Origin of the sequence: Rhizobium sp. AN68 (genome assembly GCF_030758035.1) — a bacterium.
GTDB lineage: Bacteria > Pseudomonadota > Alphaproteobacteria > Rhizobiales > Rhizobiaceae > Agrobacterium > Agrobacterium tumefaciens.
Genome location: NZ_JARWMI010000002.1, coordinates 1,916,959 through 1,935,117 on the forward strand (window position 1 = coordinate 1,916,959; position 18,159 = coordinate 1,935,117).

Consider the following 18,159-nt stretch of genomic DNA (forward strand, 5'->3'; position numbering starts at 1 on the left):
TCCTCCCGCGGCAGGCTTTTTTGTTTTCAGCGCCGGGCGCCGTTTTCAGGCAACCCGCTTTTTTATCTCCACGAGAATGGTTCAGTCGAAAGCCATCATGCCGATGGGCGTAACGGCACGCGTGCCCGCGCGCTTGGCAAGTGCGTAGGAAAGGCACTGCTCCACGGCGTCCTGCGGCACAGGTTTTACGATAACGCCTGCGCCGATACCGAGATTGACCACCACTTCCGGATTTGCCGTCATGAAGATCACCACGACGCCGTGATCCTGCGAAAGCCGCCTCCCGATCTCCGGGCCGGTCTGGCCGTCGGCGAGATTGACGTCGACAAAGGCAATATCTGCGCGGCTGCCGAGTGCCACGGCCTGATCCAGCCGGTTGGCGATGCCGATGACGTCAGCTTCCTCTTCCGCCTGCATAATGGAATCTTCGATATCCATGGCGATGAGAAATTCGTCCTCCACGATCAGCACACGCGGTTGTTCCGTGCGGAAACCCGGTTCGTTTTGCAGGATGTATGCGGACATATGACTGCCTCCATTCCATGCGCTTTAGCGCGGTCGGAAGGCAAACACCTGCCGAAGCAACTCGTTCCAAAGTGAGATAAACATGGTGAATACAGTGTAAACGGACCGGCTTTTCGGCTATCAGCTCTAGATAGCGAAGCAGTTGATTCGGTTTGGTTTTCATCCGGGGAAGGGGTCGGAGACAGTCGCCGTAGCGCATCTTTCGCCCCTGGAGCACAAGCCTTTAGCCGCAAGCGGGGCAAAGGCTTGCATGCAAATTCAAAGCGTTACAGCGTCCTTCACGCGCCAGGAAGGAAATGCAGGAACGTTGCCGATCATTCGCGTGCCGCGGTTAAAAAACGGCGCGAGACCCTATGAGTTTAGAAAGAGAATAAGACGATGACCCAGTCTCCGCGCGCTCCAATCGCCCGCAATACGCCCAATATCGCTGTTATCGGCGTCGGTGGCGGCGGCGGAAACGCGATCAACAACATGATCGACGAGGGCATCGGCGGCGTTGATTTCATCGCCGCCAATACGGATGCGCAGGCGCTGAAGAAAACCAACGCGCCAAGGCTCGTGCAACTCAGCTCCGAACTCACAGGCGGGCTGGGTGCCGGGGCTGATCCGGAGGTCGGCCGGCAGGCGGCAATCGATTCGCTTGACGAGATCATGGATCACCTCAACGGTTACGACATGTGCTTCATCACCGCCGGTATGGGCGGCGGTACCGGCACCGGTGCTGCGCCCGTCATCGCGGAAGCGTGCCGTGCGAAGAATATCTTGACCGTCGGTGTCGTCACCCTGCCGTTCAGCTTCGAGGGCGCGCGCCGCATGCGTGCTGCCGAATATGGTTTCGCCAATCTGCTTAATACCGCCGATACCGTCATCGTCATTCCCAACCAGAACCTGCTGCGTATTGCTGATGCCGGCACGACCTTTGAAAGTGCCCTGAAGACGGCGGACAAGGTCCTGTCCCTCGGCGTGCGCTGCATTACCGATCTCATCCTGCGCGAAGGCCTGGTCAATCTCGACTTCGCCGATGTGCGTTACGTCATGAAGAATGGCGGACGCGCGCTTATGGGTACGGCGCAGGCGAAGGGTCCAAAACGCGCTTCGGAAGCGGCAGCAGCCGCCATCGCCAACCCGCTGCTCGGTGAACCGTCGCTGAAGGAGGCCCGCGGCGCGCTGGTGTCGATTTCCGGCGGTAACGACCTGACGCTTTACGAGATCGACGAGGCGATGACGCTTGTGCGCGAGGCAGTCAGCGAAGAGACCGATGTGGTGATGGGCGCGTCCTTCGATCCGACGCTGGACGGCGCTTTCAAGATTTCCGTCGTGGCCACCGGCCTGCGTAACTGAGGTCCCGACCTCGAAGCGGTGCTTTGTAGAAAAGCAGCGATGTCACAAATTGAATTATTGAAGCCGTCGCGGGTAATTTTCGTGACGGCTTTTTGTTGTTTTTGAACAATTATTCCGCCATTCGAAGGGCAGGTGCTGCAACGCGGCGTTGATATGGAAAAAATATAATAGTACTCTTTATGTCGACAAGAGGGATTTGGTTATGACGGATATAATTGCTTCTGCCGAGCGTAAGCGTGGCTCCGGCGTGAAGATGGTCTACGATCTGCTGCGCGACGAGATTCTCGATCTGGTTCTGCCGCCGGGTAGTCCAATCGATGAGGTGCAGCTTGCCGAGCGGTTCAAGATGTCGCGCACGCCCATTCGCGAAGCGCTGGTGCGGCTCTCGGGCGAGGGGCTGATCGATACGCTGCCGAACCGTTCGACCATGGTGTCGAACATCGATTTCCTCAATATGCATACCTATTTCGATGCGCTGGTGCTGATGTACCGGGTGACGACCCAGCTTGCTGCCCAATATCACCGTCCGGAAGATCTGGCCGGCATCCGCGCCCATAATGCGGAATTTGCCATTGCGGTTGAAGAGCAGGACGCGCTGGCGATGATTTCCACCAATGCCGCCCTGCACCTTTCCATCGCCGAAGCCGGGCGCAACCCCTATTTCACCAGTCTGTTCAAGCGTCTGCTGGATGAGGGACGGCGCATCTTGCGGCTGTATTACCAGTCCTATGATGATCGCCTGCCGAAACGTTTCGTCGACGATCACGATGCGATCATCGCGGCGATCGCCGCGCGCGACACCGTTCTGTCCGAGAAACTGGCCCGCGAGCATGCCGAACAGATCGTGCAGCAGGTGCAGAAACTACTGGTGCGCAATGAGCGGCTGGAAATAAATCTGTAGCTTGTCGATTTCTTGTCGACAAATAAAATACAAGATTGTAATGTCCTTGTTGAAAGGGTGGCGCGGAGGTGCGTCCATTCCCGAAAAACTGTCCCTTAGGAGCTAGTAATGACGGCCAGCATTTTTTCCGGCGTGATTCCCGCCTTGATGACCCCCTGCAAAGATGATCGCACCCCCGATTTCGACGCGCTTGTCCGCAAGGGCAAAGAGCTGATCGCCGATGGCATGTCTGCCGTCGTGTATTGCGGTTCCATGGGCGACTGGCCACTTCTTTCCGATGAGCAGCGCATGGAAGGCGTGGAACGTCTGGTAAAAGCCGGCATTCCGGTCATCGTCGGCACCGGCGCGGTCAACACCGCATCTGCCGTTGCGCACGCCGCCCATGCCCAGAAGGTTGGCGCAAAGGGCCTGATGGTCATTCCGCGTGTTCTTTCGCGCGGCTCGGTCATCGCTGCCCAGAAGGCGCATTTCAAGGCCATCCTTGCGGCCGCTCCCGAAACGCCCGCTGTCATCTACAACAGCCCCTATTACGGTTTCGCCACCCGCGCCGATCTCTTCTTCGCGCTGCGTGCGGAACACAAGAACCTCGTGGGCTTCAAGGAATTCGGTGGTCCGGCGGATATGCGTTACGCTGCTGAAAACATCACCAGCCGCGATGATGAAGTCACCCTGATGATCGGCGTCGATACTGCCGTTGTCCACGGCTTCGTCAATTGCGGTGCAACCGGCGCGATCACGGGCATCGGCAATGTCCTGCCGAAGGAAGTCATCCATCTCTGCAAGCTGTCGCAGGCCGCCGCCAAGGGCGATGCGGACGCCCGCGCCCGCGCGCTGGAACTGGAGCAGGCGCTCGCCGTCCTCTCCTCCTTCGATGAAGGCCCGGATCTGGTTCTCTACTTCAAGCACATGATGGTGCTGAAGGGCGACAAGGAATATACGCTGCACTTCAACGAGACCGATGCCCTCAGCGACAGCCAGCGCGGTTATGTCGAGGCGCAGTTCAAGCTGTTCAACAGCTGGTACGCCGACTGGAGCAAGCTTCCGGGTGCGGTTCAGGCCTGCAAGGCTGCCTGATTACTTTCTGCAGTGAAAAAGGCCCGCATTTGCGGGCCTTTTTTGTTTTATAAGGTTCGATAGCTATCCTTCGTCATGCCTGATTGGGTTCGGCATGACGAAGGACTGATGTCAGGAGACGGCGTCCATCCCCCGTTCCAGCAGCCGGTCGAGACCGGCGATTTCGGCGGTGGTCAAGGTAATGCCTTCGCTTTCCGATTTGGCGCGTGCAGTGAAGCGGCGGCCGGAGGGCAGGCGGGCACCCTGGCCGATAATGGCGTCGAACAGGATTTCCGCCCGCTGGAAAGGATCGCCCGGGCGGCCCTTGGCGAAGGCTTCCGGGGAAAAGGCGACGATCAGCTCGCCATGGAAGGGCGCAAGCGTTGTGGTGCCGAGATACTCCAGTACTTCAGGGCTGGTCAGGTCACCGATCATGATACCCGCGAGAAGCTCGATCATGGTGCCGATGGCCGAACCCTTGTGGCCGCCGAACGGAAGCATGGCGCCGGCAAGCGCAGCCTCCGGGTCGGTCGTCGGGTTTCCGTCGGCATCCACGGCCCAGCCTTCAGGCAAAGATTTGCCCGCGCGACGGTGCAGTTCTATCTCGCCGCGCGCCGCAACAGATGTCGCGAAATCAAAGACATAGGGTGAAGTGTTCTTACGGGGCCAACCGAAGGCGAAGGGGTTGGTTCCGAGCAGCGGCTTGGTTCCGCCAGTGGGGGCGACGGTGGAATAGCTTGGGCACATGACCAGACCCGCTAGACCGTTCGCTGTCAGCCCCTCGACTTCCGGCCAGAGCGCCGAGAAATGCGTACAGTCATTGATGACGAGCGCGGCGATGCCGGTGCGTTTCGCCCGCTCCACCAGAACAGGCAGGCCAAGCTCGAAAGCGGGGTTGGCAAAACCGCCATTGGCGCTGACTTTCACGATCGCTGTGCCGTCGTCTGCGGCCACCTCCGGCATCGCATCGGGCTTAACCTTGCCTGCCTTAACGGTGCGCAGGGCGCCTTCGATGCGGTAGATGCCGTGCGATTTGCAGGCGTCGCGCTCACCGGCAACAATAACCCGCGCAAGCGCTCCCGCCTGCACGGCATTGAGCCCCGCCTTGCGGAAAATAGCTTCGACCCGCTGAAAAAGCCCGTCGATGGTCAATGTGGTGTTGTCGCTCATCATAATCCTCCGATATTGGGCTCGCACATTTTGAATACATAAAGTATACAACGGTCATTCTATTGCAACTTGTCTTTTCGGCATTCTGCGTCCGGTGCCCATTCCTGCCACAAGCGCCGGGATGAGAGTAGGGCGGAACTGCCCAACCAGGGCGTCATTTTCACGTGCTCTTCGGTCCCGAACTGCAAGCTCGCTGCCGTAGCACTGTTCGCTGCTGCAAAAATTCTTTTTGTATACTCATTGTATTTTTATGTTGATTTATCGCCTCCATGGGGAAATAGTGACCTCGCCTTCAATGGCAGAGCAATTCTGGGAGCAAATCAACAATGAAAAAATCGGTCATCGTCGCCGGCCTGCTGGCCGCCACTTTCGCTATTACTCCGGCCAAGGCCGACAAGCTTGACGACATCATTTCGTCCGGTACGCTGCGCTGTGCGGTCGTGCTCGACTTCCCGCCCATGGGCGCGCGTGATGACGCCAACAACCCGATCGGCTTCGATGTCGATTATTGCAACGATCTCGCCAAGGCGCTCGGCGTCACGGCTGAAATCGTCGAGACACCTTTCCCGGAACGTATTCCGGCGCTGATGTCCGGCCGCGTCGATGTTGGTGTTGCCTCAACGTCCGATACGCTTGAGCGCGCCAAGACGGTTGGCATGACCGTGCCTTACTTCGCCTTCGAGATGGCAGTCACCGCCAACGACAAGTCCGGCGTCAAGTCCTTTGAGGACATGAAGGGCAAGACCGTCGGCGCGACTGCCGGTACGTTCGAAGCCATTGCGCTCGAAAAGACCGTCAAGGAATGGGGCGTGGGCGAGTTCCGTCCTTACCAGACGCAGGCCGATGTGTTCCTCGCGCTCAGCCAGGGCCAGATCGACGCCACCGTTTCGACCTCGACCGTTGCACAGGCCAACGTCAAGACCGGCAAATTTGCTGGCATCTCGGTGGTCGGCAAGGCACCCTATGACATCGATTATGTCGCTCTCTTCACCAACCGCGATGAATATGGCTTCATCAATTACCTGAACCTGTTCATCAACCAGCAGGTTCGCATCGGCCGTTACGCCGAACTCTACGGAAAATGGGTTGGCGGCGAAGTTCCTTCGCTCACCGTCAACGGCGTCTATCGCTGATCGGAACTTTTCCCAAACGGCGCGGTCGGATCGATCGCGCCGTTGATCGTTTCTGAAAAGGTGAGACGGTTATGTTCAATTATACATTCCACTGGAATCAGGCGCTGAAGGCTTTGCCGCAGTTGCTGGACGGTGCGGTGGTGACGCTGCAGATCGCGATCCTGTCGATGGTGATCGGTCTTTCCTGCGCCATCGTGCTGACCCTGTTCCGGCTTTCCGGTAACCGGATATTGGGTGCCATTGCCGCCGTCTGGGTGGAAATCGCCCGCAACACGCCGGCGCTGTTCCAGATTTACATGGCCCATTTCGGCCTTGGCAATTTCGGCATTCATCTCAGCCCCTATACGGCACTTCTGGCCGGCATCGCCTTCAACAATGCGGGCTATCTTGCGGAGAACTTCCGTGGAGCGCTGAAGGCGATACCGGATACGCAAACGCGCTCCGGCCGTTCGCTCGGCATGACGTCGATGCAGACCTTCCGCCTCATCATCATGCCGCAGATGCTGCGCGTCGCCTTCCTGCCTGCCACCAACCAGATGGTCTGGGCAATCCTGATGACCTCGCTCGGTGTCACCGTCGGCATGAATACGGATCTTGCCGGTGTCACGCAGGCCTTGAACGCCCGTTCGTTCCGCACCTTCGAATTCTTCGCGCTTGCCGCGGTCATCTATTACGTGATCGCCAAGATCGTCACGCTTGCCGCCAGATTGCTGGCCGCTCGTCTGTTTCGTTACTGAGAGAGGTGCGCCATGTTTGAAACCGCTCTCACCTGGAGTGATCTTGCCTTCCTTGCCAAGGGCGCGGGGATGACGCTTGCCGTCACCGCCGTTGCCGTGACGGCTGGCACCCTCATGGGTATCATCTTCGGTGTCATCCGCTTCCAGCTCGGGGCCTATTGGTCGCTGCCGCTGACCTTCGTGCTGGATGTTTTCCGCTCCGTGCCGCTCCTCATCCAGCTGGTGCTTGGCAATGCCTTCCAGTCGATCGCCAAGCTCGGTTGGCCGCCATTCACCACCTCATGCGTGGTTCTGTCGCTTTATACGGCGGCCTACTGCACCGAGATCGTGCGTGGCGGCATCGAAGCGGTGCCGTCGAACACGCGCCGTGCCTGCCGTTCGCTCGGCATGACCTGGTCGCAGGACATGCGCTACATCGTGCTGCCGCTTGCAACTCGCGTGTCGTTGCCCGCCTGGATCGGCCTGACACTCGGCGTCATGAAGGATTCGGCGCTCGTGCTGTGGCTCGGACTTATCGAGCTTCTGCGTGCCTCGCAGATCCTCGTCACCCGCCTGCAGGAACCGCTGACCATTCTCATGATCTGCGGCGCCATCTATTTCCTTATCAGCTTCCCCATCGCCCGTTTCGGCGGGTATCTCGAAAGACGGTGGTCCCCCAATGATTGAGATCGAAAACGTCCGCAAATCCTTCGGCCCGCTGGAGGTTCTGAAAGGGATCAACCTGACCGTCAACAACGGCGAGGTCGTCACTATCATCGGTGGTTCCGGCTCCGGCAAGTCGACACTGCTGACCTGCATCAACGGCCTGGAGCCGATCGATAGCGGCAAGATCGTCATCGACGGCACCGAGGTGCATGCCAAATCGACCGACCTCAACAAGCTGCGTCGCAAGGTCGGCATCGTCTTCCAGCAATGGAATGCCTTTCCGCATCTGACGGTGCTCGAAAACGTCATGCTGGCGCCGCGCAAGGTGCTTGGCATTTCGAAAGAGCAGGCCGAGGAAATCGCGGTCAAGCAACTGACCCATGTCGGTCTTGCCGAAAAGCTGAAGGTCTATCCGAACCGCATGTCTGGCGGTCAGCAGCAGCGTATGGCGATTGCCCGCGCTCTTGCCATGTCGCCGGAATATATGCTGTTCGACGAAGTCACCTCAGCGCTCGATCCGATGCTGGTGGGCGAAGTGCTCGATACGCTGAAAATGTTGGCCGACGAGGGCATGACGATGATCTGCGTCACCCATGAAATGGCCTTCGCCCGCGATGTGTCGAACCGTGTCGCCTTTTTCCATCAGGGCGTGATGGCGGAAATCGGCACGCCGGATCAGCTTTTCGGCGCGCCGCAGCACCCCGAGACGCAGAAATTCCTGTCGAGCGTGCGGTAATGTCTGCAAACAATGTCATCGTCATAGGGGCCGGCGTTGTCGGCCTCTCGGCAGCTATTGCCGCGCAGGGACGCGGCCTTTCGGTCACGGTTATCGATCGCGAAGGCCCGGCGGCCGGCGCTTCCGCCGGTAACGCCGGTGCCTTCGCCTTCACCGATATCCTGCCGCTCGCATCCCCCGGCATTCTCTGGAAAGCGCCGAAGTGGCTTCTCGACCCGCTCGGGCCTCTCAGCGTCCCGCCTGCCTATGCGCTGAAGATTGCACCATGGATGTTTCGGTTCTGGCGCGCCTGTGCCGCCTCGAAGGTTGAACATTCCACCGTCGCCCAGACGGCGCTGATGGACCTGTCGAAATCTGAACTTGAGCCGTTTCTCAGGAGAACCGACACGATTGCCATGCTGCGCAAGGAGGGCAATCTCCAGGTCTATGAAAGCGAAGCCGAATTCGAAGGCTCGCTTGCCGGCTGGAAGGCGCGCGAGCGTCATGGCATCGAGTTCCGGCACCTCAATGCCGAGCAGATGGCCGAGATACAGCCGGGCATCGCACCGCGTTTCACCTGCGGCACCTTCACGCCCGGCTGGCATTCCATCGCCGATCCAAAGCTCTATACGCTGGCTCTTGCCGAGCATTTCCGCAGCATCGGCGGTCGTATCGAACGTCTCGACATCGCAGCGCTCAGGCCGCTGGAAGACGGTGTGGAAGTGGTGAGCCATGACGGGCGCACCCGCAAGGCCGGCAAGGTGGTGCTGGCGGCGGGCGCTTTTTCGCATCGCATTGCCCGTTCGCTTGGGGAAAAAATTCCGCTGGAAACGGAACGGGGGTATAATACCACCCTGCCTTCAGGCGCCTTCGATCTGCGCACGCAGGTGACCTTCGGCGGTCATGGTTTCGTTGTCACGCGGCTTTCGACCGGCATTCGCGTCGGCGGTGCAGTGGAGCTGGGCGGGCTCGAGCTTCCGGCCAATTTCGCCCGCTCCGAGGCGCTTCTCGCCAAGGCGGCAAGTTTTCTGCCAGGACTGAAAACCGAAGGCGGCAAACAATGGATGGGTTTTCGCCCCTCGCTGCCCGACAGCCTGCCCGCGATTGGTGCGGCGCGCCACACGGCGCGGGTGGTCTATGCCTTCGGCCACGGCCATCTGGGGCTGACGCAATCGGCCGGCACGGCCCGCATCGTCGCCGATCTACTGACGGGGCAAAAACCCGCCATCGATACAAGGGCATTTTCGCCACAACGTTTCTAGAGGATTTTGGCTTTTCTCCGAAACGCAAAAATTCTCTAGTTTTTTTTACGCATTTTCCAGACGTAAAACCGCTACGCACTTTTACTGGAAATGTTTTTGGGGAGATTTTCGATGTCTTCTTCCGGTTCGACAACAGCCGTTCCTCAGGCGCGCAGCATCCTGCCGGGCGCGGCTGAAGGCGTGGTGATTGCCACGACAGAGGCGCTGAGTTTCTGGGGCGGTGTCGATCCCGCCACCGGCAAGGTGATTGACGTGCACCACCCGCTGCATGGCGTCTGTCTCACCGGCGGTGTGCTGTTCATGCCGTCAAGCCGTGGCTCCTGCACCGGTTCTGGCGTTTTGCTCGATCTCATCCTGACGGGCCGCGCACCCTCAGCGCTTGTCTTCTGCGAGGCCGAAGACGTGCTGACGCTGGGTGCACTGATCGCTTCGGAAATGTTCGGCAAGCCTTTGCCGGTTCTGCGCCTGGACGCGGAGAATTTCGCGCGGTTCTCTCAAGCCTCTCATGTGCGTATCGATGAAAATACCATTGAGGCTGACGGCGTTTCCCTCGCGATCGCGCCGCCTGCGACGACGCATCTCGATCTCAAGAATGACGACAGGGCAATGGTCGAGGGCCGCGATGGCATTGCCGTGCAGCAGGCCATGCGCATCATTGTCGCCATGGCCGCCCAGCAGGGGGCGTCAGCGCTCGTCGATGTCACGCAGGGTCATATTGACGGCTGCATTTATGCGAGCCCCGCCAATCTCACCTTTGCGGAGAAGATGGCGGAGATGGGCGCAAGCGTGCGCGTGCCGACGACCATGAACGCCATCTCGGTCGACAAGGCGCATTGGCGCGCGCAGGGCGTGCCGGAGGATTTCGGCGATCCCGCCGCAAGGCTGGCGGATGCCTATGTACGCATGGGCTGTCGCCCCACCTTCACCTGTTCGCCATATCTGCTCGACAGCGCGCCGCAGGCCGGCGACATGATCGCCTGGGCCGGATCGAATGCCGTGATTTTCGCAAATACGGTTCTCGGCGCACGCACGGCTAAACATCCGGATTTTCTCGATCTCTGCATTGCCTTGACGGGCAGGGCGCCATTGTCCGGCGTCTATCTTGAGGAAAACCGCCGACCGCAACGTATTGTCGATGTCGCTTTGCCTGAGGATATCAATGACGCCTTCTGGCCGCTCATCGGTTATCTCGCTGGCAAGGCAGCCCCCGATTGCATTCCGCTTCTGCGCGGTCTTGGTGCAGCAAAGCCTTCGCGGGATGATCTGAAGGCGCTCTGCGCCGCTTTCGGCACCACGTCTGCGGCTCCCATGCTGCATATCGAGGGCGTCACCCCGGAAGCGGGACTGGAGCCGGTCGAAACGGCGGAAACCGTCACAGTTTCGCTTGCTGATATGGCCGCAGGCTGGTCGCTTCTGAATGAGGGACCAGAGGATGTGCAACTGGTTGCCATCGGCAGCCCGCATGCCTCGCTGGAGGAATGCCGCGCGCTGGCGTCCGCCTTCAACGGACGCAGGCGTCATGCAAATGTTGCCGTCATCGTCACTGCCGGACAGCAGGTCATCGACGCAGCAGAACGGGACGGCACCCTGCAAAGCCTGCATGACAGTGGCGTCCAGGTGCTGCCTGATCTCTGCTGGTGCTCGATTTCCGAACCGGTCTTTCCGACCAGGACGCGCGCGCTGATGACCAATTCGGGCAAGTACGCCCATTACGGCCCTGGACTCAGCGGCCGCGCGGTGCGCTTCGGCAGCCTTGCCGACTGTGTTGAAAGCGCACTGACCGGTCGTGCTATTTCCCGTCTTCCATCCTGGCTTTCCTGAGGAGCACTAAATGCGCAGTATCAAGACAGTTCACGTCATCTCCGCCCATGCGGAAGGCGAGGTGGGTGATGTGATCGTGGGCGGCATCAGGCCGCCGCCGGGCGAGACGATCTGGGAACAGAGCCGTTTCATCGCCCGCGATGAGACCCTGCGCAATTTCGTGCTCAACGAGCCGCGCGGTGGCGTGTTCCGCCACGTCAATCTTCTGGTGCCGCCAAAACATCCTGACGCGGATGCTGCCTTCATCATCATGGAGCCGGAAGATACCCCGCCCATGTCGGGCTCCAACTCCATCTGCGTTTCCACGGTGCTTCTGGATGGCGGTATCGTGCCAATGCAGGAGCCGGAAACCCATATGCTGCTTGAAGCGCCGGGCGGGCTTGTGAAGGTGCGTGCCGAATGCCGCAATGGCAAGGCCGAACGCATTTTCGTGCAGAACCTGCCGAGCTTTGCCGCGAAGCTCGATGTAGAACTCGAGGTCGAGGGTCTCGGTACGTTGAAGGTAGACACGGCCTATGGCGGCGACAGTTTCGTCATCGTCGACGCCGAGGCGATGGGCTTCAGCCTGAAGCCGGATGAAGCGCATGAGATTGCCCGTCTCGGCGTGCGCATCACCAATGCCGCCAACAAGGCTCTGGGTTTCGAGCATCCCGAAAACCCGGATTGGCGTCATTTTTCCTTCTGCCTGTTTGCGGGCAAGGTGGAGCGCACCGCTGAGGGCCTGCGGGCAGGTGCCGCCGTCGCCATCCAGCCCGGCAAGGTGGATCGCTCACCGACCGGTACGGCGCTTTCGGCGCGCATGGCGGTGCTGCATGCACGCGGTGAGATGAAAGAAGGCCAGACGCTGACGGCCGTGTCGCTCATCGGCTCCACCTTCACCGGTCGCATTCTGGGGACGACAACGGTGGGCGACCGCCCGGCCATCCTGCCGGAAATTTCCGGCCGCGGCTGGATCACCGGCATTCACCAGCACATGCTCGATCCTTCCGATCCGTGGCCGGAAGGATATCGTCTGACGGACACTTGGGGCGCTCGATAAGGACGATACACCGTACTTCCCTCATCCCTGTGACCAGCACAGGGATGAGGGAAGGAACGCCTCACCCGCCCACCCGCTTCGTCGTCTCGCGCACGATCAACTCGAACCCGACATCCACCCGCGCGCCTTCGGGAACGGCAGCGCCTTTTTCCGCTTCCAATATGGAAAGCAGCAATTCGCCCGCTTTTCGGCCGATCATCTGGGCGTCTACACGGATCGTTGAAATCGCTGGATAACATTGCCGGCCGATGTCGAAATCGCCGAAGCCGAGGATGGAAATCTGTTCGGGCACATGAATGCCGCGACGATGACACTCCATCAGTGCGCCGACGGCGGAAATATCGGAGACCGCGAAAATGCCTTCGACATCCGGCGCCTTCGCCAGCAATGAGCCGAGCGTTTTGGCCCCATGGTCGTAGGAGGCTGGGGCGCTGCCCTCGCGGATGATGAGGTCGTCGGCAATCCCGGCTTCGCGAAGTGCAGCACCAAAACCGAGCAGACGGCTTTCGCCGCGCCAGTCCTTTACATCGCCATCCGCACGCGATCCCAGTGCGCCAATTCTCTTAAATCCAAGCGATATTAAATATTTGGCGGCGTTTCTTCCCACTTCGTAGTTGGAAAAGCCTACCGCATGGTCGATCGGATGTTCGGGAACGTCCCAGATTTCGACAATCGGGATGCCGGCGCGCATCAAAACTTCGCTCGCCATCTTGGTATGCACCGTTCCGGCAACGACTATGGCGTCGGGCCGGCGCTCCATCATGGTGCGGATGACGCGCTCCTCCTCCTGGAGATCGTACATGGTATAGCCGATCAGCAGTTGGTAGTCGGCGGCGCGCAGAGCATTGGCGAGCCCCTGTGCGCTGTCGGCGAAGTTGGAGTTGGTGAGCGTCGGCAGGATGGCGGTGATGAAATTGGTGCGCCGGGAAGACAGCGAACCGGCGATCCGGTCAGGCACATAGCCAAGCTTCTCGATGGCCTTCATCACCTTCTGGCGCGTGTCCTCAGACACCAGCGCCGGATCGGCCAGCACCCGCGAAACGGTCATCTTGGAGACGCCCGCGAGTTTCGAGACGTCGCTCATGGTTGCTTTTTTTGACGTGACTAACGCTGCGGCCAAGGGCGTGCGCTCCACCAAAGCATGTCTCCCTGAATTAGAACCGGTTCAGGACAAGACATACACGAAGATATCAAGGGAAAGCACGCCGCATGATTGCAGATCGGTGCGGCGTGCACCGGATTTATGCGATGCGACGGTAGACGAGGTGATAGAAACGCCCGTCGCACATGCTCATCATCTCGTCCGTCAGCACCCGGCCTTCCAGTCTAACAGGCGAAACCAGCGCTTCTTCCACAGCCTCAATAGACGGATAGTCGATTTCCTGCACCATAATGATGGCCGCCGCGTCCGGGTCCGTGCGCTCGGTGCGCATGACGCGCACGGCCTGCGCGTTCGGCATGCGTTTCCAGACCGGCAGAAGCTTTTCCTCGACGATGCGGAAAAACTCCTCCTCCCTCCCGGCGTGGATCTTGCCTTCAAAAATTGCCGAGCGTGTATACATGGTTCCCTCCCGAATGAATGTCCGATGCAACAGTTCTGTAGATCGGACTTGCAATGATACCGATAACATGCATTATTGATCCTGCCAAGAACGCGAAATGGTGTCGACCAGAGGAAAATCGATAACCAGCCAAAAGCATTGAATTTAACGGGAAATTCTAACAGTTTTGGATCTTCGCGTCTTCTTGGGAGGAGTTTTTTGCAAATCGGGTTGAAATGTTATCGAGAACATTTTTCGGTTTGCGCAAAGGCCGCTGTTCCCGTGCGGACGGCAAATAAAGGGTTGGAGGAGAAACCATGAGCATTTCCAGATTTTTGAAGAACATGACCGTCGCAGTCGGTGTTGCCGCAGCAACGCTAGCCGCCACCACCTCGGCCCATGCCGTCTCGCTCAGCGAGATCACCGCGCGCGGCAAGGTCAAGATCGGCGTTCTCACCGGCGCGCCGCCGATGGGCATGGTGGACGAGAAGGGCAATCCTTCCGGATATGACGTTGATGTCGCCAATCTGATCGGCTCTTACCTGTCGCTGCCGGTCGAACTGGTGCCGCTGACGCCGCCGGCCCGCATTCCGGCGCTCCAGACCGGCAAGGTCGATTTCCTTGTCGCGACGCTCGCCCCGACCGGTGAACGCGCCAAGACCGTCATGTTCACGCAGCCCTACAGCGCCTTCAACATGGACATCATCTCCGGCAAGGACCAGAAATTCGAAAATCTTGATAGCCTCAAGGGCAAGCGTGTTTCGGTCAATCGCGGTTCCTCGCAGGAAACCGCGCTGCGCAAGGCCAATGTCGAAGGTCTCGAAATCGTCGTCTACGAAGACGATTCCACCAGCGCCCAGGCTCTGCTTGCCGGTCAGGTGGATGCCGTCGCCCTGCCGTCCACGGTGGGTGAGGCGATCATCAAGCAGCGTCCGGAGGCCGGTCTGCAGGTCGGTTTCACCTTCTTCCAGCAGGGCAATTCCATGGCGACGAAGATTGAGGATTTCGAGCTGCGTCAGTGGCTGAACACCTCCATCTATCTCATGAAGATGTCGGGCGATCTCGACCGCATCTCGGTGAAGTGGACCGGCCGTCCGCTGCCGCAACTGCCAAGCTTCTGATTGAGCCATTCAACGCGCCCGCCGGGAGAAATTCCGGCGGGCCGGGAAATGTCCACGGAGTGACGCATGTCCTATACATTTCAATTCGGCGCACTTGCCCAATATCAGAACGAATTGTTGAGCGGCATATGGCTGACGATCAAGCTATCGGTCCTCTCCATCGTGCTCGGTTGCGCGTTCGGCATTCTTTTAGCCTCGCTGCGTTCCATCAATGGCGGCATCGTCCGCATTATCGTGGACGGCTATGTTGAGGTGATCCGCAACACGCCATTTCTGGTGCAGCTTTTCATAGTCTATTTCGGTCTGCCGGGGCTCGGCTTTCGCGTTGGAGCCGATACGGCAGCTCTGATCGGCATGACGATCAATCTTGCCGCCTATTCCACGGAAATCATCCGCGCCGGCATCGAGGCGGTTCACAAGTCGCAGATCGAGGCGGGCGAGGCTCTGGGCTTCACCAAATATCAGATCTATCGTCACGTCATCATCGTGCCTGCCATCGCCAAGGTCTATCCGTCGCTGTGCAGCCAGTTCGTGCTGATGATGCTGGCATCGAGCATATGTTCGGCCATCTCCACCCATGAGCTTGCGGCCGCCGCTGCCTTCGTGGAATCGCAGACCTATCGCTCCTTCGAGGTCTATATCGTCGTCACGCTCATCTATCTTGCGCTGGCGCTCAGCCTGCGGCTCATCCTTGCCCTTGTTGGCATGTGGCTGTTCGGCCGCCGCGTGGCGCGCAAGACGATGACCGCCTTGCCGGAGGTGCAGTCATGACACTCAGAACTTTCGGCTGGAACGAGTTCGGCTTCCTGCTCACCGCCCTGCAATGGACCGTGCTTCTGACGATCATTGCGCTCATCGGCGGCGGCCTCGTCGGTTTCTTCGTGGCGCTTGCCCGCACCTCGGATCTGAAGGCGCTGCGTATCGCTGCCGGCACCTATATCCAGGTCATCCAGGGCATTCCGGTGCTGATGATCCTGTTCCTGTCCTATTACGGCCTAAGCCTTGCCGGACTTGAACTGCCACCGCTGATTGCCGCCGGCGCATCAATGACGATCTATACGTCGGGTTATCTCGCCGAAATCTGGCGCGGCTGCATCCAGGCGGTGCCGAAGCAGCAATGGGAGGCGTCGGAGTCGCTGGCTCTCACCCGCGCCCAGCAATATCGCTACGTCATCCTGCCGCAGGCGATCCGCATTTCCCTGCCGCCGACCGTCGGTTTTGCCGTTCAGGTCGTCAAGAATACGTCCATCGCATCGATCATCGGTTTCGTCGAACTGGCGAGAGCGGGGCAGCTTATCAACAATGCCACGTTCCAGCCGTTCCGCGTCTTCGTCGCGGTGGCCGTGCTTTATTTCATCGTCTGCTACCCGTTGTCCCAGCTGTCTCGTTGGCTGGAAAGGAGGCTTCATGCCGGAAGTAATCGTTGAAAACGTTCACAAGAGCTTTGGCGCTCTGGAAGTCCTCAAAGGCGTGTCGCTGACGGTCGGCCGTGGTGAAGTTTTCGCCCTCATCGGCCGCTCCGGCTCGGGCAAGAGCACGCTGCTGCGCTGCATGAACGGGTTGGAGAAGATCAATTCGGGCCGCATCGAAATTGCCGGCCATGCGCTGGGCGGAGATGCCACTGCGCTGCGCAAGCTGCGCACCGATGTCGGTATCGTGTTCCAGAGCTACAATCTTTTCCCGCATCTGACGGTCGGTGAAAACATCATGCTCGCTCCGCGCATCGTCAAGGACGTGGCAAAGTCGGAAACGAAGGACATTGCCCGCGAGGTTCTGCAACTCGTCGGCCTGTCGGAGAAATTCGATTCCTATCCCGACCAGCTTTCCGGCGGCCAGCAGCAGCGCGTGGCGATTGCCCGTTCGCTTGCCATGCGGCCGAAGGTGATGCTTTTCGACGAGGTGACCTCTGCACTCGATCCCGAACTGACGGAGGAAGTGCTGACGGTCATGGAAAACCTCGCCAAGGGCGGCATGACCATGATCCTTGTTACCCATGAAATGGCCTTTGCACGCCGTGTGGCGACCGAAACCATCTTCATGCACAAGGGTAAGATCTGGGAACAGGGCCGCTCGGCAGAACTCTTCGCCAATCCGCAAACACCGGAACTCCGGCAATTCGTCAAGGCCGATGTGAAATAGCGCCTGATCCACAAGGACATATCCATGACTACTGAAATCGTACAACTGTGCCCGCTGATCCCGGCACTGGAACAAGAACTCGCGCAGCGCTTCACTGTTCATCGCCTGTTTGAGGCGGCAGAAAAGGCGGCGTTCCTTTCTGAAAAGGGTGCTGCAATCCGCGGCGTCGTCACCGGTGGCCATATCGGCCTGCCGGCGGATATCGGCGCCGCACTCCCCAATCTCGAGATCGTCGCCATCAACGGCGTCGGTTTCGACAAGGTGGATCTGGCGGAAGCCAAGCGACGCGGTTTCCGCGTTTCCAACACACCGGATGTTCTGACGGCGGATGTCGCTGACCTCGCGCTCGGTCTTGCTCTGGCGCAGGCGCGCAAGCTGCCGCAGGCTGACCAGCATGTGCGCACGGGGCAGTGGCTGAAGGGTGATATGGGTCTTTCCACCCGTGTGGCCGGCCGCCGCTACGGCATTTTTGGCCTTGGCCGCATCGGTCAGGCGATCGCCAAAAGGCTGGAAGGCTTTGATGCGCGCATTTCCTACACCGCCAGAAACCGTCGCGATGTTCCCTATGATTATCACGACAGCATCGAGGCTCTGGCCGCAAATTGCGACGTGCTGATCATCGCCGCCGCCGCCACCGCCGAAACGCGCCATATCGTCAATGCGGATGTGCTGAAGGCTCTCGGTCCCCAGGGTGTGCTCGTTAACGTGGCGCGTGGTTCGCTGGTGGATGAAAAGGCACTGGTCGAGGCGCTTTCGAGTGGCACGATCAGTGGCGCAGCGCTTGACGTCTTTGAAGATGAGCCACGTGTGCCGGAGGCGCTTTTCGCCTTCGAAAATGTCACGCTCGCGCCGCATATCGGCAGCGGCACGCACCAGACCCGGCGCGCCATGGCCGATCTGGTTCTCGCCAATCTAGACGCGCATTTTGCCGGTAAAGAGCTCCCCACACCTGTCGTGTGATGGATAAGCAATTGACGGTTGCAGTCAAACGCTGCAGCCGTTGCAGCTCATGAGAT

General features: G+C 59.5%; 19 protein-coding genes. 15 read left to right on the forward strand and 4 right to left on the reverse strand.

Features of this window, described 5'->3' with window-relative positions; genetic code table 11:
• Positions 1–81 precede the first annotated feature (81 nt).
• Positions 82–525, reverse strand: coding sequence for a response regulator (locus RBH71_RS12125; RefSeq protein WP_004431292.1), 444 nt, complete (start codon positions 523–525; stop codon positions 82–84).
• Between the two features lie 378 nt (positions 526–903).
• Here RBH71_RS12125 and ftsZ point away from each other — a divergent pair, with 378 nt between their 5' ends.
• The 3 genes from ftsZ (at position 904) to RBH71_RS12140 (ending at position 3,841) form a co-directional block, all read left to right on the forward strand.
• The gene (gene ftsZ / locus RBH71_RS12130) at positions 904–1,866 is read left to right on the forward strand and encodes a cell division protein FtsZ (protein WP_019566702.1); all 963 of its coding nucleotides are present in this window, start codon (positions 904–906) and stop codon (positions 1,864–1,866) included.
• Positions 1,867–2,068: 202 nt separating this feature from the next.
• Entirely contained in the window at positions 2,069–2,767 is a 699-nt protein-coding gene (locus tag RBH71_RS12135; RefSeq protein WP_004431295.1) for a GntR family transcriptional regulator, read from the forward strand.
• 108 nt (positions 2,768–2,875) lie between these two features.
• Positions 2,876–3,841: a dihydrodipicolinate synthase family protein gene (locus tag RBH71_RS12140; RefSeq protein WP_013761087.1), complete on the forward strand. Its 966-nt coding sequence runs from the start codon at positions 2,876–2,878 to the stop codon at positions 3,839–3,841.
• Between the two features lie 111 nt (positions 3,842–3,952).
• On the opposite strand, the gene RBH71_RS12145 is transcribed toward RBH71_RS12140, so the two are convergent.
• Positions 3,953–4,990 (reverse strand): Ldh family oxidoreductase, encoded by a 1,038-nt coding sequence (locus tag RBH71_RS12145; RefSeq protein WP_323687321.1) that lies wholly within the window; start codon positions 4,988–4,990, stop codon positions 3,953–3,955.
• Positions 4,991–5,316: 326 nt separating this feature from the next.
• Between RBH71_RS12145 and RBH71_RS12150 the strand changes: the two genes are divergently transcribed.
• The 7 genes from RBH71_RS12150 to RBH71_RS12180 all read left to right on the forward strand — a co-directional run bounded on the left by RBH71_RS12150 (position 5,317) and on the right by RBH71_RS12180 (position 12,342).
• Complete coding sequence (locus RBH71_RS12150) at positions 5,317–6,123, forward strand: transporter substrate-binding domain-containing protein (protein ID WP_323687322.1); 807 nt, start codon at positions 5,317–5,319, stop codon at positions 6,121–6,123.
• 71 nt (positions 6,124–6,194) lie between these two features.
• Positions 6,195–6,860 carry an amino acid ABC transporter permease gene (locus tag RBH71_RS12155; protein WP_019566704.1) on the forward strand — a complete coding sequence of 222 codons (666 nt, stop codon included), beginning with the start codon at positions 6,195–6,197 and terminating at the stop codon, positions 6,858–6,860.
• A gap of 12 nt (positions 6,861–6,872) precedes the next feature.
• Positions 6,873–7,526, forward strand: coding sequence for an amino acid ABC transporter permease (locus tag RBH71_RS12160; protein WP_004431304.1), 654 nt, complete (start codon positions 6,873–6,875; stop codon positions 7,524–7,526).
• Positions 7,519–8,241, forward strand: a complete 723-nt coding sequence (locus RBH71_RS12165; RefSeq protein ID WP_004431309.1) for an amino acid ABC transporter ATP-binding protein — start codon at positions 7,519–7,521, stop codon at positions 8,239–8,241. Before RBH71_RS12160 ends, RBH71_RS12165 begins: the two co-directional genes overlap by 8 nt.
• Entirely contained in the window at positions 8,241–9,482 is a 1,242-nt protein-coding gene (locus tag RBH71_RS12170; protein WP_111800820.1) for an NAD(P)/FAD-dependent oxidoreductase, read from the forward strand. The genes RBH71_RS12165 and RBH71_RS12170 overlap by 1 nt, the downstream gene beginning before the upstream one ends.
• A 111-nt stretch (positions 9,483–9,593) precedes the next feature.
• Positions 9,594–11,303, forward strand: coding sequence for an aconitase X (locus RBH71_RS12175; RefSeq protein WP_323687323.1), 1,710 nt, complete (start codon positions 9,594–9,596; stop codon positions 11,301–11,303).
• 10 nt (positions 11,304–11,313) lie between these two features.
• Positions 11,314–12,342, forward strand: a complete 1,029-nt coding sequence (locus tag RBH71_RS12180; RefSeq protein ID WP_111803133.1) for a trans-3-hydroxy-L-proline dehydratase — start codon at positions 11,314–11,316, stop codon at positions 12,340–12,342.
• Positions 12,343–12,403: 61 nt separating this feature from the next.
• Here RBH71_RS12180 and RBH71_RS12185 read toward each other — a convergent pair whose 3' ends face one another.
• Together RBH71_RS12185 and RBH71_RS12190 are read right to left on the reverse strand one after the other, a co-directional pair.
• A complete protein-coding gene (locus tag RBH71_RS12185) occupies positions 12,404–13,426 on the reverse strand; it encodes a LacI family DNA-binding transcriptional regulator (protein ID WP_323687324.1) in 1,023 nt (340 codons plus the stop codon).
• A gap of 157 nt (positions 13,427–13,583) precedes the next feature.
• The gene (locus tag RBH71_RS12190) at positions 13,584–13,904 is read right to left on the reverse strand and encodes a hypothetical protein (protein ID WP_004431319.1); all 321 of its coding nucleotides are present in this window, start codon (positions 13,902–13,904) and stop codon (positions 13,584–13,586) included.
• 296 nt (positions 13,905–14,200) lie between these two features.
• Between RBH71_RS12190 and RBH71_RS12195 the strand changes: the two genes are divergently transcribed.
• From RBH71_RS12195 to RBH71_RS12215, 5 genes are all read left to right on the forward strand, one after another.
• Positions 14,201–15,004 carry a transporter substrate-binding domain-containing protein gene (locus tag RBH71_RS12195; RefSeq protein WP_004431321.1) on the forward strand — a complete coding sequence of 268 codons (804 nt, stop codon included), beginning with the start codon at positions 14,201–14,203 and terminating at the stop codon, positions 15,002–15,004.
• 66 nt (positions 15,005–15,070) lie between these two features.
• Complete coding sequence (locus RBH71_RS12200; protein WP_004431329.1) at positions 15,071–15,775, forward strand: amino acid ABC transporter permease; 705 nt, start codon at positions 15,071–15,073, stop codon at positions 15,773–15,775.
• Positions 15,772–16,431 (forward strand): amino acid ABC transporter permease, encoded by a 660-nt coding sequence (locus RBH71_RS12205; protein ID WP_003505666.1) that lies wholly within the window; start codon positions 15,772–15,774, stop codon positions 16,429–16,431. The genes RBH71_RS12200 and RBH71_RS12205 overlap by 4 nt, the downstream gene beginning before the upstream one ends.
• A complete protein-coding gene (locus tag RBH71_RS12210; protein ID WP_004431334.1) occupies positions 16,412–17,143 on the forward strand; it encodes an amino acid ABC transporter ATP-binding protein in 732 nt (243 codons plus the stop codon). The genes RBH71_RS12205 and RBH71_RS12210 overlap by 20 nt, the downstream gene beginning before the upstream one ends.
• A 24-nt stretch (positions 17,144–17,167) precedes the next feature.
• Entirely contained in the window at positions 17,168–18,103 is a 936-nt protein-coding gene (locus RBH71_RS12215) for a 2-hydroxyacid dehydrogenase (protein WP_111803132.1), read from the forward strand.
• Positions 18,104–18,159 lie beyond the last annotated feature (56 nt).

Excerpts from the sequence above, each read along its gene's own strand:
- RBH71_RS12125 (WP_004431292.1), bottom strand. The coding sequence starts at position 525 with ATGTCCGCATACATCCTGCAAAACGAACCGGGTTTCCGCACGGAACAA.
- ftsZ (WP_019566702.1), top strand. The coding sequence starts at position 904 with ATGACCCAGTCTCCGCGCGCTCCAATCGCCCGCAATACGCCCAATATC.
- RBH71_RS12135 (WP_004431295.1), top strand. The coding sequence starts at position 2,069 with ATGACGGATATAATTGCTTCTGCCGAGCGTAAGCGTGGCTCCGGCGTG.
- RBH71_RS12140 (WP_013761087.1), top strand. The coding sequence starts at position 2,876 with ATGACGGCCAGCATTTTTTCCGGCGTGATTCCCGCCTTGATGACCCCC.
- RBH71_RS12145 (WP_323687321.1), bottom strand. The coding sequence starts at position 4,990 with ATGAGCGACAACACCACATTGACCATCGACGGGCTTTTTCAGCGGGTC.
- RBH71_RS12150 (WP_323687322.1), top strand. The coding sequence starts at position 5,317 with ATGAAAAAATCGGTCATCGTCGCCGGCCTGCTGGCCGCCACTTTCGCT.
- RBH71_RS12155 (WP_019566704.1), top strand. The coding sequence starts at position 6,195 with ATGTTCAATTATACATTCCACTGGAATCAGGCGCTGAAGGCTTTGCCG.
- RBH71_RS12160 (WP_004431304.1), top strand. The coding sequence starts at position 6,873 with ATGTTTGAAACCGCTCTCACCTGGAGTGATCTTGCCTTCCTTGCCAAG.
- RBH71_RS12165 (WP_004431309.1), top strand. The coding sequence starts at position 7,519 with ATGATTGAGATCGAAAACGTCCGCAAATCCTTCGGCCCGCTGGAGGTT.
- RBH71_RS12170 (WP_111800820.1), top strand. The coding sequence starts at position 8,241 with ATGTCTGCAAACAATGTCATCGTCATAGGGGCCGGCGTTGTCGGCCTC.
- RBH71_RS12175 (WP_323687323.1), top strand. The coding sequence starts at position 9,594 with ATGTCTTCTTCCGGTTCGACAACAGCCGTTCCTCAGGCGCGCAGCATC.
- RBH71_RS12180 (WP_111803133.1), top strand. The coding sequence starts at position 11,314 with ATGCGCAGTATCAAGACAGTTCACGTCATCTCCGCCCATGCGGAAGGC.
- RBH71_RS12185 (WP_323687324.1), bottom strand. The coding sequence starts at position 13,426 with ATGAGCGACGTCTCGAAACTCGCGGGCGTCTCCAAGATGACCGTTTCG.
- RBH71_RS12190 (WP_004431319.1), bottom strand. The coding sequence starts at position 13,904 with ATGTATACACGCTCGGCAATTTTTGAAGGCAAGATCCACGCCGGGAGG.
- RBH71_RS12195 (WP_004431321.1), top strand. The coding sequence starts at position 14,201 with ATGAGCATTTCCAGATTTTTGAAGAACATGACCGTCGCAGTCGGTGTT.
- RBH71_RS12200 (WP_004431329.1), top strand. The coding sequence starts at position 15,071 with ATGTCCTATACATTTCAATTCGGCGCACTTGCCCAATATCAGAACGAA.
- RBH71_RS12205 (WP_003505666.1), top strand. The coding sequence starts at position 15,772 with ATGACACTCAGAACTTTCGGCTGGAACGAGTTCGGCTTCCTGCTCACC.
- RBH71_RS12210 (WP_004431334.1), top strand. The coding sequence starts at position 16,412 with ATGCCGGAAGTAATCGTTGAAAACGTTCACAAGAGCTTTGGCGCTCTG.
- RBH71_RS12215 (WP_111803132.1), top strand. The coding sequence starts at position 17,168 with ATGACTACTGAAATCGTACAACTGTGCCCGCTGATCCCGGCACTGGAA.